Source organism: Paenibacillus filicis (assembly GCF_038070315.1).
Classification (GTDB): domain Bacteria; phylum Bacillota; class Bacilli; order Paenibacillales; family NBRC-103111; genus Paenibacillus_G; species Paenibacillus_G filicis.
The window spans coordinates 25,607-39,008 of record NZ_JBBPCC010000009.1 but is presented as its reverse complement, the minus strand read 5'-3'; the positions used below and the strand labels follow the sequence as shown (position 1 = coordinate 39,008).

The following is a 13,402-nucleotide window of genomic DNA, read 5'->3' as shown; positions in this document are numbered from 1 at the left end:
CTGTAGTCATCTCTTGGCAGGATTACTTGAGAATTCGCGAAAGCGTGCGCTCCACCCATGACCACGGTACGACGCCCCGGGCAAGCAGTGCGAAGGCGCTTCCCTTGCCTAGCGGGTAGCGGAAGCGGGGCTTGCTTATGCCCACGATGCTGACAATCTTATCCGCTACTTCCTGTGGATTTGGAGCCGACTCCGCTGTTCGCCTCGTGATCTCCAGTATGCGCTCCAGCCGGCTGCCATAGGCGGAGCCTTCCGGAGCATAGACCGTATTGAAGCCCTTCTGCCAGATGGCTGTCCGGTAAGCCCCCGGCTCCAGCAGTACGACATGCACGCCGAACGGCTTCATCTCAAGCCGCAGCGATTCACTGAAGCCTTCAACCGCGAACTTGGAGACGGCATATGCGCCATAGCCGGGAAACGCATACCGTCCGCTCATGCTGCCCACATTAATCACATAACCGGTGCGCTGTTCCCTCATCATCGGCAGCACGGACTTCGTGACGGTCATCAAGCCGAAGAGGTTGGTCTCGAGCTGCTTGCGGAAGGCCTCCATCGGTACATCCTCGATAAAGCCGCCGACGGCAAAGCCCGCATTGTTCACGAGCACGTCGATCCGTCCGTAGCGCTCCCGGATGGCGTTAACAACAGCGTCAATAGTCGCAGGCTCCGTCACATCGAGCAGAGCCGTTTCGATGCGCTCCGTTACGCCCTCCTGACTGGCACGATCCAGCAGCACATCGGCAGCAGCGGGATTTCTCATCGTCGCGATCACTTGGTAACCTGACTGTGCCAGCGATACCGCTGTCAGCAGACCAAATCCGCTGGAGGCTCCGGTCACTAGCGCTACTTTCATCTCGCGATTTTTTTCCATAGCGATACTCCTTTTCTACACGGGATTCCATAATTTCAGTATGACGGAGAGCCGGGACAACGTAAAGCTGCCTGACGCTTCTAACCATACCTCTGACAAGGAAGCGTAACAATTTGGGTGCCCGCTTGCGATTTTCTATGTACAGATCATGACGAACAAGGTATGATCTAATAATGTCGAATAATCCCTCTGAACCGGCGAAGATCGGTAGCGATGCCTCGCAACGGTTATTTGTCATTGTCTGTACCTAACAGCTTCACATCGCCGCGGCCTCCAGGCCCGCTTGCCAAACAAGCGGGTACAAGGCGGCGGCTTATGCACGTGCGGGGCGGCTTCAGCCGGCAAGTCCGGGAGCCGCTCTGCAACCCGCTAGCGCAAAAACGGCAATTTTCAGCGCGGTCACTACAGAACTGTTGAACAAGGAGATGCAAACATTGAGCGTTGAGAACAAAGAAGCTCCGAAACCCGAATTAAAACCGACTGTGATCTGGAAATGCAAGGACTCCGCTTGTAAAGCATGGGTCCGCGAAGAATTTTCCCCGAATCCGTATCCCGAATGCCCGCTTTGCAAAGGACCTACGATTCGAAGCTACAAGCATCTGGCCGCTGTATCGTTGGCCAAAAAACCGAGAAAAACCAAAAAAACCACCTAAGCCGCATGCTGTCCTGATGATGACATTCCGATGCTTTTCCTGTACTCGGCCCTAAGGGTCTGTTATACTGTTCGGAGTTTGCTTGTAAAGACTCCCAAGGAATGGAATGAGCTTCATCATGAAACAAACTTTTACACATAGGCAAAAAATCAAACAGCTGCTTTTTATTTTGCTGCCCGTGCTCGTCACTCAGCTCACGATGTTCGCGATGAGCTTCTTCGATATTTTTATGTCGGGACATTACAGCTCGGTCGACTTAGCCGGGGTGGCTATCGGTACCAGCTTATGGATCCCCGTACAAACCGGACTGGGCGGCATCTTGTTTGCCGTCACTCCGATGATTGCCCAGCACCTTGGAGCCGGAGGAGAGGATCGTGTTTCCTTCCAAGTCGTCCAGGGCTTATTTCTGGCCGTCGTGATCTCGGCCGTTGTGATCGTCGCCGGGCTATTATTGACCGACCCGATTCTGCATCTCATGAATCTGGAGCCTGAGGTACGGTCGATCGCGAAGCGCTATCTGACGGCGATGGCTTTCGGCGTGCCTGCCTTCTTCCTGTATACGGTACTGCGCTGCTTCTTCGATGGATTGGGTCAGACGCGGATTTCTATGATGATCTCGCTCATCTCGCTGCCGGTCAACGCCCTGTTGAACGTTGTCTTTATATACGGTAAGTTCGGCGCCCCTGAGATGGGAGGAGCCGGCACCGGCGTCGCCACAGCAACCACCTACTGGGTGATTCTGTCCCTAGCGGTATGGTTCGCTATCAAGCGCAAGCCTTTCACCGCGTTCGGTGTATTCAGCCGGGTTTATCCGGTTTCGTTGTCCGCTTGGAAGGAGCTGCTCGCCATCGGTGTGCCGATCGGACTCGCAATTTTCTTCGAGACGAGTATTTTCTCGGCCGTGACGATGCTGATGAGCGAGTTCAATACAATCACGATCGCCGCCCATCAGGCTGCGCTGAACTTCGCTTCGTTCCTGTATATGATCCCCCTCAGCATCTCGATGGGGCTGACCATTGTGGTCGGGTTCGAGGTCGGCGCCGGCCGGTTCAAGGATGCTCGGCAGTATGCACGGCTCGGCATTACCCTTGCCATCACGATGGCTGCGCTATGTACGGTGGTCCTATTCCTGTTCGATAAGCAGATCGCCGGCCTGTACACCAGGGAGCCGGATGTGCTGGAGCTGACGCGGCATTTCCTCGCCTATGCGATCTTCTTTCAGCTTGCCGATGCCATTGCCGCCCCGGTCCAAGGCGTGCTGCGCGGCTATAAGGACGTGAACGTGACCTTCTTCGTCGCGCTGCTGTCTTATTGGGCGATTGGTCTTCCACTGGGCTATGTGCTGGCACGCTTCACCTCCTTCGGCCCTTTCGGCTTCTGGATCGGTCTGATCACAGGCCTCATGCTGGGAGCTGCCGGGTTATTTGCCCGGCTTGCCTACACGCAGAAGAGGACAGCTGCCACAGCCGCTCTCTAGAGAGCCATCAGGCTTTGCAGGAACTCAGGCAACCACCAAGTGTCATGTTGGAGCGGGAAGCAGCTCCTTTCCTAACAAGAAGAACGGTCAAGAGCCGCAGCATCCGGGATGGGTGCTGCGGCTCTTGACTTTTTGGGATAGGCTAGTTTTGAAAGGATTATTTCATAGGCAGCGCCCAGTTGCCTTGGCGGAATACCGGCTCCCAGGTGCCGTCCGGCAGCTCGCCTTCAATATCTAGCTCGGCAGAGCCGACCATGAAGTCTACATGCGTCAGGCTGACATTGCCTCCCCGCTCCAGCAGCTCCTCCTGCGTCAGCGAGGTTCCATTTTCGATCGTAAACGGATAGGCGCTTCCCAGTGCAAAGTGGCACGAAGCATTCTCATCGATCCCGGTATTGTAGAATACCCGGTTCAGATTCGAAATCGGTGAATCATGAGGAACGAGCGCGATTTCACCCAGACGGCGGGCGCCCTCGTCCGTGTCCAGCAGATCCCGCAAGTATTCATAGCCGACCTCTGCCGTAAAGTCCACCACCAGACCGTCCTTGAAGGTCAGAGCGAACCTGTCGACAAGTCTGCCGTTCAGATTGAGCGGCTTGGTGCTGGTTACTGTGCCCGTGACGCCCGTACGATGCGGCATCGAATAGACTTCTTCCGTCGGCATATTGGCTACAAAATATACACCTTGATCATCCGTTGTGCCACCGCCATGCCACACATGGCCCTCAGGCAGCTCCACCAGAAGATCGGTGCCAGGAGCCTTGTAGTGAAAGCGGCGGAACTTCTTCTCATTCAGCACCGTCTTCACCTTCGTTAGCGTGGCGATATGCTCCTTCCAGGCGGCGATCGGATCTTCCTGGTCCGCACGCGTCATCTGGAAGATCGTCTCCCACATCGCCGCTACGCGCTCTTCCTCCGGAAGATCGGCGAATACCTTGCCTGCCCAGGCACGTGTCGGAGCCTTGACCAGGCACCAGGAAAACTTCTTGTTGCGCACGTAGCCCTGGAATTTCTTGCGGGCCAGCGCTGTAGCCCTCGTCGCTCTCGTCACCTTGGCCGGATCGATGCCCTGATACAGCTCAGGATCAGGCACCTTGATATTCAGCAGCGCCCCGCCGCCTTCGGCCAGCTGCTCCATCATCGAAGCCGTCCAGGCCGGGTAGTAGTCGAAGGACTCGTCCGGCGCATAGTTAAATCTCGCTTTCGTCACTGCCTCATCGTCCCACTGCACCTGGACGTACTTGGCTCCGGCTTCGTAAGCTTGCTTCACGATCTTGCGGGTGAATTCAGCAGCCTCCAGCGGCGATTCCACGAACAGTACTTGTCCGGGCTGAATATTTACCCCAATGCGTACGACGAGCTCTGCATACTTTTCTAACTTGTGGTCAAATACATCCATTGGTCATGTCCCCTTGAGTCTTGATTATTATACCTGATTTCAGCGCCTATAATTATAAACCTATTCACTGATGAAACCAAGTCTGAAATAAAACCCGGATGATTCACGGAAGAAATAATGGAATTATTTAGAAATAATAAGAGGGTTATGTACGTCTAGAGAAGTCCGCAATCGCTTCCCTCAACGGTCAAGCAAAATGCCGAAAGAACAGTCGTCTTTCACTGTTCTTTCGGCATTTTTATAACCAATTCATGTCAATGTTGCTCATGCGAATGGCCTTCATGTTGGTCGCCGAACCGGAAATGCTCGTAAAACTGATCATAAACCGACTTCGGCTGCTCCCCTTCCGTCCAAGCGATCAGCCAGCCCTTGTTATAGTAAGCCACGGCCGGAAGCTCCTTGTAGAAATCGACGAGCGGCAGACCCTTGCCGTTACGCAGCTTCATCGCCGCTCCATACTCCGCGAGATTGAAGCGGTGAACGGTCAGCCCCTTTTCCTCCGCTGCCAAAAAAAGGATAGGTTCCTCCCGGCGGCAAGGCTCGCAATCCGGTTTGTAGTAGTAAACAAAGCTTGACTCCTCGCCATCGATCAGCGCCTTCAGCTTGCCGACGGCTTCTTTGCTGCTTCCGGTTATTTCAGTAGGACTGGCCGGCTGCTGCTCGGCCGAGGTCGAGCTTGAGGTCGATGCCTCCTCCGGCAGGCTCCAAATCGCCAGACCGGCGGCCAACAGGAGCAGCAGCGTCAAGCTGCCGATTAACAGCCACCTGGCCTTGGATGATATCCCGGGAGGCGGGGCAAGCTCAACGCTTGCCCGCCTTTCCTTATTCACCGGCCTGGACATTTCCTGCGTCTTCCGCCTTCTCGGCATCTTCGTCAATTTCTGCGCTTCCCGCACTTCGGACAGTTTTCGCATATGCACCCTGCCTCCTTCCAAGCAGCACACTCCAGCCTGTCTCCGGCCTCGTCCGCTTCGTTCATATGCCCCTCCAAGAATAAGACGGCGACGGCTTACTTCAATAGCTTGTTGGCCACATAGGCCACATCCACGATGTCGATGACCCCGTCTTTATTCATGTCCAGCCTGGCGTCATAGCCGCTGTCGGCAGAGGTTTTCCCGTGAGCCTTGGCTATGCGCACGAGGTCGTTGACGAACAGGCCGTCTCCGTTGGTATCCGGGTTGGAGATCGCGACAGTGCTTCGCACCTCCTCTGGCAGCTGGATGATGCCGCCCTTGGAATCGGAAACCTCCGACCGCTTGCCGATGGTGAAGGTCGACAGGCCGTCACCGTTCTTGACCTTGAAGGTCAGCTCCACCAAGCCCGTCTTGCCGCTCAGCCCTTGCGAAGCCCCGACTTGTGTTCCCACCAAACGCAGGGCGCCGCCCTGATCGGAGTAGAACAGAGTCGAGGTGTTGGCCGCCCCTCCGAAATCGCTATGCAGCTTGGGTTCGCCTGCGAGCTGCACAAGCTGAGGATTATATCCCACATGCAGGTCAAACCCGTACAGATCCTCGGCTTCGGCCTTGATGACCACGGTGAAGGAATCCCCGGGTTCGACGATCTCGGCATTCTTCTCAATAAGCAGCGCTAGCTCCCCAGCAGAAGGCAGCTGGATGGAGGTCGTATAAGGCGCTGCCATCGCCTGACCCGAACGATCCTTGACACCTTGAACCATCAGCGTATAGCTCACGCCCTTTTCCAGCGCGGATGCCAGCGTCAGGTCCGCAGCCTTCCGATCTGCACTTAAAGTAACCGCCGCCACTTGCACTGCCGGTGTACCTCCTGGCAGCCACACGCTGAAATACCCGCCCGGCAAGCTCGCCGTCTCGTCGGAGACGGCTTTGCTGAAGGCCACCGTCAAGCTGCGCGCGTCCTTGAGCTTCACGGCCGTCACTTCCAGCCGCACCGTATCGATCAGGTAACGTTCCGTGACGACTTCGCTTCGATTGCCCGCTCGGTCGATCCCGATGAATCTCAAGACTGTATCCGAAGCTATTGCAAGCGGCTGTGTGTACACAGGCGATGACGCCTGGGGCTCCGTGCCGTCCAGCGTATAATGAATCGCTGCCAACGGGTCGTTATCCGTGATCGTCAGCGTGACCGTTTGCGGAGCGGAGTAGGTGCCGCCGGCTGGCTGCGCTGCCACGACAGGCTTCGTCGTATCGGGCCCGGCGAGCAGAAACGTCTCGTTCTGCCGCAGAATCAGCTGCTCACCCCCGCCGTATACCCGGATGACCGGGAACAGGAAGTTCAGATCCCCCGGCTGTTGCCCCGATTGGAGCGTGAAGGTAATCTCCCCGAGCTTCCCGCTCTTCCCCTGGGGAGAAGACGTGAGCGCCGGGCTCAAAATGATCAGCTTGTAGAGCCGCTCCTTCGAGTCGGACTGCTCGGCGCTGCTGAATTGGATGGCAGGGTTATCCGAGCGGAACTTCCCGCTGGACGCCTCCACCCCGTCCGGCACACGGATCTCCACGTTGAATCCGGTAAAGTCCCGGACCAGGTCCCGATAGGTGAAGGACAGCTTGACTTGCTCCCCGTCACGGGTTCCATCGATGAGCAAGGTACCTTTGGGATCGGTAACGGATGAGGAAGCCGCCGTAGCGAGCTGAACCGTGAATAAGAAGAGCACGAGCGACCACAGCGCTATTTTCCTAAGACGATGCATGGATACTCTCCTCCTTTCGCTTTTATGGCACAACCACTGTAAATTCAGGGTGCTTCGTTTTCATCTCATTCACATTCAGATAGAAGTTAATCGCATCGTTGATATCGTTGGGGTCGGCGATGCCGTCCCGGTTGACATCGTACAGGTACGAGGTCCCGTTCAGCAGCGCCGGATTGATCTCATCGCCTTGGAGCTTCCATTCCGGATGCTTGGTTCTCATGTCGTTGACGTTTAAGTAGAAATTAATCATATCGTTGATATCATTCGGATCGGCTACGCCATCTTGATTCACATCGTACACATACGTGCCTGTCGGGATGACCAGCACATAGTCGGCGATTCCGCCACGGCTCTCCAGCTCCCGCAGCAGCTGCCGGGAAGAGGTAGACACCGCGTATCCTCGCTGCTGGATGTAGTCCAGTCGAGTCAGTCCCCGGAGCGACTCCAGCCGGCTCACGGGATTGAAGGCGAGCGACAGCTTCTGTAGTTGCCCAAGCCGCTCCAAGCCCGAGACATCGGCAATCTTGTTCTTCTCCAGGTTCAGCGACTGCAGCCCGGTCAGCTTCCCGATCGGCGAGACATCCCGGATGGCATTGGAAGCCAGATTCAGCTCCTGGAGCTGCGTCAGCGACTCCAGTCCGGCCAAGCTGCCGATCTGGTTATCGGCGGCGTACAAGTACCGGAGCTGCGACAGAGGGCCCAGCGCGTTCACGCCCGTTAGCCGGTTGTTCGTCAGCCATAGCGACTTCAAGGAGCTCAGGCTGCGGAGCGCATCCGCCGATACAATCCGGTTGCCGTTCAGGATCAAGGTCTCCAGCTTGGTCAGAGAGCCAAGTCTCGCAACATCACCGATCTCATTGTCCGACAAGTTCAACGTTTGAAGGTTCACCGCATACTCGAGTCCGGCAATATCGCGTATGCCCCGGCCGGAGGCTTGGAGCTGCGTCAGCTCCTGGAGGTCCTCCGTCGAGATGACCCCGGAAGGCTTGTGCAGCGCATCTCGCACGGCAGCCTCCAGGCCACTATCCGCAAATGACACCGCTGCCCCACTGACAACAGCCGGAGTCGCTAACCCGAACAAGAGCGCGCTCATGAACAGGCCGCTTAGAGCTTTCCATCCTTTCAATCTTCCTTCCCCCTTCCTCGCCTTATTGGACAGTCACCGAGCCCGTCATGAACGGATGAACCATACAGAAGTAAGGAACGACCCCCGTGTCATTGAAGGTGTAGCTGAATCGTTTGTTGCCGTTCGGTTCGATAATGCCGTTCATGACCCCGTCGTAGGAAGAGACGGTATGCATCATCGAGCCCTTCAAGATCCAGGTCACGGTCGTCCCCCGGGTCACCGTAATATGAGCGGGCGTATACTTGTCGTCCAGCACCTCCACGAATACCTCCGGAGCCTGCTTAATTGTATAGATTGCTGTCTGCACGGCGCTGGTGTTGCCGCTTGTGTCGATCCCGATCCACTTTAACATCGTGGTGCTCTCGATCAGAATCGGACCGGTGTAAAGCGTGGAGCGATCCGTCGGAGCCGTGCCATCCGTCGTATAGTAAATCTTCGCCTGCGGGTCCTCATCCTGGATCAATAACTTCACCGTCTGGGCGGATGCGAACGTGCCCCCCGGCGGATCGGCCGTAACCGTAGGCGGCGTATGATCAGGCCCAGAGCCTTGGCATTCCTGACCCTGCTGATAGTCTATCTGGATCTGATCGGAAGAATGACCCGTACCGACCTTGGCGCACAAGAAGCCGGAAACGTAGCTGACAGGAACCATGGCCTTGCCCTTCACCTGCAAGAGCGGTGACTCTAGCTGCACCTGCCTGCCGTTCACAAGGGCTTGGGTCTGTAGAGGCCACAGCTCCGTCACCGTATGCTCAGTCTTGTAGGTCAGCCGGCGATCCCCGGCTCGAGCCTGCAAGCTGCCTGCCAACTGCTCGGCGATGAAGCTCAACTGGACGTAGGCCTCTCCATTCAGCCGGAACGGTGCAACGTCCAGGCTCATATGCTCGCCGTTCACCACAGCGTGCGTGCTGCCGATGTCGAGGGTCATCGTGCCTCCCTCGGAGGGTCCGGCCTCTTCAATATGAGTCATCGTATGCAGTCCTCCCGGGTAGACGCCGTCATTCGTGTTATCCAGGATTTTGTGGCTGTGGAACGGAAAATGTCCGCTTTGGTCAAACACGATGAGAATGTCCTTCGTTTCCCCCGGGTCCAGAGCGACCGTATCCTTATCCATCGGCACGTCCAGCGGAGCTCCGTTGTGCGCGATCACCTGGAAGTGATGCCCGTGCAGATGCATCGGATGTTCGTCGTAGCCCGGATTGATCAGGCGAACCAGAATCTTCTCCCCGACCTTGCCATGAATCATTGAAAGCGGGTCCTCCTCCACATCCGGGAACGACTTGCCGTTGATCGTCCAGTAGCGGGGATGAAACTTGCCGGGGTCATAGACTTGCCCGTTCTCCGCCGCCTTGTGCCAGACGGGATCCAGCTCATTCAGATGGAAGACATACTCCTTGTCGTACTGGGGTCCGCCGGTCCAAGCCTGCTTATGTACCCCCTTCGCCCTCACGATGAAGGGTCCGCTCATCCCCATCTGCACGCCATATTGCCCGGCATCCCCGGCGTAGTAATAATGGCTCCCAGCCTGGGCAGCCGGAATCTGGCGGGTGTCGCTTTGCCCCACGGCCAGCGCCTGCTCCGCTCCGCCCGGGCTGTCGATGCCATGAAGGCGAATCGGGTAGACGCGGAAGTCTGTCCCCGCTCGCTGTGCGCCAAGGTTCGTGACCGTCACCTCCAGCGAATCGCCCTCCTCCGCTTCGAGCAGCGGACCCGGGAAAACCGCCGTGCCCGGCTTGTTCTCCAGGCTGTACCCCCACATATACAGCTGCTTGCCATCCGGCAGCGTCAGCAAGCCGTCCGTGGCATATAGCTGGACCTTCTTAACTTCAGCCGCATGCTCTGGCGGATGCTCCGTCGTATGCCCTGCAGGATGCTCCGCCGCCTGCGCAAGTGTGGCGAAGACGAGCCCCAGCAGGAAGCACACTGCAAGCCTAAGCATAAGCATAGGCCCATACCGCCAGATAGCTCCGGCTTGCGTCAACCTCCCTCTTCCCTCCCTGATCATCACGGCTTCGGCTCCTCTCCGTCCACTCCGATCGGATAGGTACCGCTCTGCTCGAACTGAACCAGGATATCGTAGCGTTCCGCCGAGGCCAGCGTCAGAGACTGCTTCTCCACCGGCTGCAGCAACGGCCGCCCGTCAGAAGCGATCACTTGAAACTTCCGCCCGTTCATATGGAACGTATGCTTCTGGTAGCCGGAATTGATGAGCCGGATCAAATACCTGTCCCCCGCCTCCGCTGCCAGGGACGACTTGGCGCTTCGAGCCGTAAATTCGCCGTTCAGCGTCCAGAAATCCGGCTTGAATACAGTACGGTCGTAGGTTTGCCGCTGCTCGACCGCGTGATGCCACGACAGATCGATTTCATTCAGATGAAACACCGCCTCCTTGTTGTAGGCAGGTCCACCCGTCCACGCCTGCTTGACGCCTTCGCGTGCCTTCACGATAAAGGTACCTGTCATGCCCATCTGCAGATGCTCGACCGTGTCCACATGGCAATGATAGAAATAAGTGCCGGCATGCTTCGCTTTAAATTGATACGTATAGCTTTGTCCGACGAATACCGGAGGCGCCGTGTGCGGAACGCCGTCATTGCGCTGGTTGGTATCCAGTCCGTGGAAATGAATCGTATGAGACACGGGCAAAATGCCCGGCTTCAACGGCCCCAGATTCGTCAGCGTGATCTCCACCTGATCTCCCTCCGTCACCTCCAGGGTGGGCGCAGGATAGACCGCCGTTCCCCGCTGATTTTGCAGCGAGTAGCCCCAGATATACATGTCGCTGCCGTCAGGCATCTTCACGTACCCGTCCGTGGCATACAATTGAATCTTACTGACCGCGCTTTCCTTGGCGACGATCGGCTGAATAGCTGCATACATCAGCACGACTGCCAGAGCCATGATGAACAGACCTACTACAGCTATCCTTTTCATAGAGTGCAGCATAGATTTCCTCACCTCCACCTCACTCCGGTCCGTCTCCCTCTTCTCGGCAGAAGAGGAAGACGATTCGGCTTATTCTAAATACCCAGCTCTCCGAGCAGATGATCGATCATCGTGGCGGCTTGCGCACGAGTCGCGTTCCCATCCGGCCGGAACGTATCGTCCTCGAAGCCGTTGATGATTCCTTTCTCGACGAGCCGCTCGATGCTGGACTTCGCCCAATCCGGAATAAAGTCCGCATCTGCGAAGTGTAAAGCAGCCCCTGGGCCGTCCGTCTTCATGGCTCTGGCAATCATAACCGCCATCTCCGCGCGGGTAATCCGAGCGTCGCCGTCCACATAGACCTCGCCACTGGCTCCAGTGCGTCCCTCGATGATGCCGGCATCGGCCGCCGCCTGGACGTAGCCCTTGGCCCAGCCGGGGATCTGATCGGCATCCGCGAAGGAAAGTACGGGGCTGCTGTCAACGGTAAGCCCCAAAGCGGAGACCATCATGGCGGTAAATTCGATCCGGGTCACCGGATGCTCCGGTCTGAACGTGCCATCCTCATAGCCGTTAATCACCTTCATCCCGGCCAGACGAGTGATAGAACCGGATGCCCAGTGGCCATCCGTATCGGTGAAGGAGACAACAGAAGGATCGGTGAATACGGCTAGTGTCCGGAAGCGTCCTGCCTGTACCGTGAGAGTGCCCTCTGCTGCATGCAGCTGCCCACCGAGATAGATCCATTGCTTGCGGCCTTCATGATAGTAATAAACCGCCGGTTGGGTTCCGCCCTGCGCCAGGCTCTCGCTCCATGGCAAGGTGAACGCAGCCGGCTGCAACAGCCGGACGTCGTCCTTCGCCTCGAAGGCATAGACATCGCCGTGCAGTTGTAGCGGAAGTCCATTCGGCAGCAGGCCGCCCAGCGTGGCGGGGTCCGTGATCCGCCGAATCGTTACCGTCGTATCCGCAGCCAGCGCGCCCGCCGGAATGACAGCCTTTGCCCCACCGGCTAACTGTACCGTTCCTCCGGCCGAGGCCCGGATCAGCTGTGAGACGAGGCCCGGCTTGGATAAAGGTACGGATTCCGAGGGAACCGTTACAACAGATCCGCCGGAAGGTCCGCTTCCATTCCCGTTATTGCCGCCGGGACCACCCGTGCCGTCTCCGCCCCCGGATTTCTTGTAGGTGACGACGAACGTCAGCTCTTGCCTGTTGCCGGCCGTATCTGTCGCAACCAGCACAAATGAATGATCGCCTTCCGTCAAAGTCACCGCGTGCGCGAACGCTTGCTGTTCCAAGGCAACGGCCGTTCCATTGATCGTTAACTTGACATTCGGATCGTTATCGGTGACAGTCCCCTTCAATGCATACTCCGCACGGTTGACGGAAGCACTGGAGTCCACCCGAATGACCGGCTTGGTCGTGTCCGGATCTTCCGATCCCGGATCATAGACCACCGTAAACGTAAGCTCGCGCCGGTTCCCGGAGCTGTCAGTCGCCACCAGCTCGAACCGATTGGCTCCTTCGCTTAAGGTGTAGCTTTGCTCGAAGGCTTGCCCGTTCAGAGGCACCGCCTTTCCGTTAATCGTAAGCGATACCTTCGGATCGTTATCCGTGACCGTACCCTTCAAGGTATAGAGCGGAACCTTGACCCTGCTGGCCGATTCCACCTGAATCTCCGGCTTGGTGACATCGCCACCGCCCTCACTGCCGGGGTTAATCTTCATCTGGCGGACATCCTGCGCATTAGTCGGAATGCGCTGATACCCCGTCGTCGCCAGGATCTCCTCCAGCTTCAAGGAAGTCGCATCCGCCGGCTTTAAGGCCTCGAAGTGCAAGGAGGCGATCCGAATCTCAGGCACCGGCTCCGTCCCGGGAAGCTGACTTTTGATCAGCGCATATTTCAAGATGCCGTTCTGCTCGTCGATGATGATATTGCTGTTCGGGTCTGCAGCCTTGAAGCCGCCCGGCAGCTCCAGCTTGCCCGGTATATAATCCAAAACCGAGGGATCGTACCGGACGACGACCTCGATGCCCATCAGCTCACGGGTTCCCAACGCGAGAATCGGGACGGAGATCTCGTCCTTTACCCGGTAGGAGCCGGCGATGGAGCCGAGCCGCACCTCCGCTTCTTGTCCGGCTCCATGCACAATGCCTGCCCCGACCGGAACGCTTCCGGCTGCCAGCAAAGCCGCACAAGCGAGCAAAGCCGCTCTGAATAAACCTTTTCCCATGCCTTATTCTCCTCCTGCCCTTGGCCCCAGCTCTTTGTCATCAGGAAGG

10 protein-coding genes are annotated in these 13,402 nt (G+C 57.3%); 2 read left to right on the top strand and 8 right to left on the bottom strand.

Features of this window, described 5'->3' with window-relative positions; genetic code table 11:
• Positions 1–22: 22 nt before the first annotated feature.
• Entirely contained in the window at positions 23–871 is an 849-nt protein-coding gene (locus WMW72_RS15000; protein WP_341416312.1) for an SDR family oxidoreductase, read from the bottom strand.
• A 425-nt stretch (positions 872–1,296) separates the two neighbouring features.
• On the opposite strand from WMW72_RS15000, the gene WMW72_RS14995 reads away from it, so the two are divergent.
• Positions 1,297–1,524 carry a cold-inducible protein YdjO-related protein gene (locus WMW72_RS14995; RefSeq protein ID WP_341416518.1) on the top strand — a complete coding sequence of 76 codons (228 nt, stop codon included), beginning with the start codon at positions 1,297–1,299 and terminating at the stop codon, positions 1,522–1,524.
• Between the two features lie 118 nt (positions 1,525–1,642).
• Positions 1,643–3,001, top strand: coding sequence for an MATE family efflux transporter (locus WMW72_RS14990; protein WP_341416311.1), 1,359 nt, complete (start codon positions 1,643–1,645; stop codon positions 2,999–3,001).
• Between the two features lie 157 nt (positions 3,002–3,158).
• Here the strand turns inward: WMW72_RS14990 and WMW72_RS14985 are convergent, their stop codons facing one another.
• From WMW72_RS14985 to WMW72_RS14955, 7 genes are all read right to left on the bottom strand, one after another.
• Positions 3,159–4,400: an aminopeptidase gene (locus tag WMW72_RS14985; protein ID WP_341416310.1), complete on the bottom strand. Its 1,242-nt coding sequence runs from the start codon at positions 4,398–4,400 to the stop codon at positions 3,159–3,161.
• A gap of 254 nt (positions 4,401–4,654) precedes the next feature.
• Positions 4,655–5,314 carry a thioredoxin domain-containing protein gene (locus WMW72_RS14980; RefSeq protein ID WP_341416309.1) on the bottom strand — a complete coding sequence of 220 codons (660 nt, stop codon included), beginning with the start codon at positions 5,312–5,314 and terminating at the stop codon, positions 4,655–4,657.
• Between the two features lie 95 nt (positions 5,315–5,409).
• Positions 5,410–7,065 carry a chitobiase/beta-hexosaminidase C-terminal domain-containing protein gene (locus WMW72_RS14975; protein WP_341416308.1) on the bottom strand — a complete coding sequence of 552 codons (1,656 nt, stop codon included), beginning with the start codon at positions 7,063–7,065 and terminating at the stop codon, positions 5,410–5,412.
• A gap of 22 nt (positions 7,066–7,087) precedes the next feature.
• Positions 7,088–8,191 (bottom strand): leucine-rich repeat domain-containing protein, encoded by a 1,104-nt coding sequence (locus WMW72_RS14970; RefSeq protein WP_341416307.1) that lies wholly within the window; start codon positions 8,189–8,191, stop codon positions 7,088–7,090.
• Positions 8,192–8,213: 22 nt separating this feature from the next.
• Positions 8,214–10,196 carry a stalk domain-containing protein gene (locus WMW72_RS14965; protein WP_341416517.1) on the bottom strand — a complete coding sequence of 661 codons (1,983 nt, stop codon included), beginning with the start codon at positions 10,194–10,196 and terminating at the stop codon, positions 8,214–8,216.
• Positions 10,196–11,125 (bottom strand): multicopper oxidase family protein, encoded by a 930-nt coding sequence (locus WMW72_RS14960; RefSeq protein ID WP_341416306.1) that lies wholly within the window; start codon positions 11,123–11,125, stop codon positions 10,196–10,198. The genes WMW72_RS14965 and WMW72_RS14960 overlap by 1 nt, the downstream gene beginning before the upstream one ends.
• A gap of 86 nt (positions 11,126–11,211) precedes the next feature.
• Positions 11,212–13,353 (bottom strand): S-layer homology domain-containing protein, encoded by a 2,142-nt coding sequence (locus tag WMW72_RS14955; protein WP_341416305.1) that lies wholly within the window; start codon positions 13,351–13,353, stop codon positions 11,212–11,214.
• Between the last annotated feature and the right edge of the window lie 49 nt (positions 13,354–13,402).

Excerpts from the sequence above, each read along its gene's own strand:
- WMW72_RS15000 (WP_341416312.1), bottom strand. The coding sequence starts at position 871 with ATGGAAAAAAATCGCGAGATGAAAGTAGCGCTAGTGACCGGAGCCTCC.
- WMW72_RS14995 (WP_341416518.1), top strand. The coding sequence starts at position 1,297 with ATGCAAACATTGAGCGTTGAGAACAAAGAAGCTCCGAAACCCGAATTA.
- WMW72_RS14990 (WP_341416311.1), top strand. The coding sequence starts at position 1,643 with ATGAAACAAACTTTTACACATAGGCAAAAAATCAAACAGCTGCTTTTT.
- WMW72_RS14985 (WP_341416310.1), bottom strand. The coding sequence starts at position 4,400 with ATGGATGTATTTGACCACAAGTTAGAAAAGTATGCAGAGCTCGTCGTA.
- WMW72_RS14980 (WP_341416309.1), bottom strand. The coding sequence starts at position 5,314 with ATGCGAAAACTGTCCGAAGTGCGGGAAGCGCAGAAATTGACGAAGATG.
- WMW72_RS14975 (WP_341416308.1), bottom strand. The coding sequence starts at position 7,065 with ATGCATCGTCTTAGGAAAATAGCGCTGTGGTCGCTCGTGCTCTTCTTA.
- WMW72_RS14965 (WP_341416517.1), bottom strand. The coding sequence starts at position 10,196 with ATGATCAGGGAGGGAAGAGGGAGGTTGACGCAAGCCGGAGCTATCTGG.
- WMW72_RS14960 (WP_341416306.1), bottom strand. The coding sequence starts at position 11,125 with ATGAAAAGGATAGCTGTAGTAGGTCTGTTCATCATGGCTCTGGCAGTC.
- WMW72_RS14955 (WP_341416305.1), bottom strand. The coding sequence starts at position 13,353 with ATGGGAAAAGGTTTATTCAGAGCGGCTTTGCTCGCTTGTGCGGCTTTG.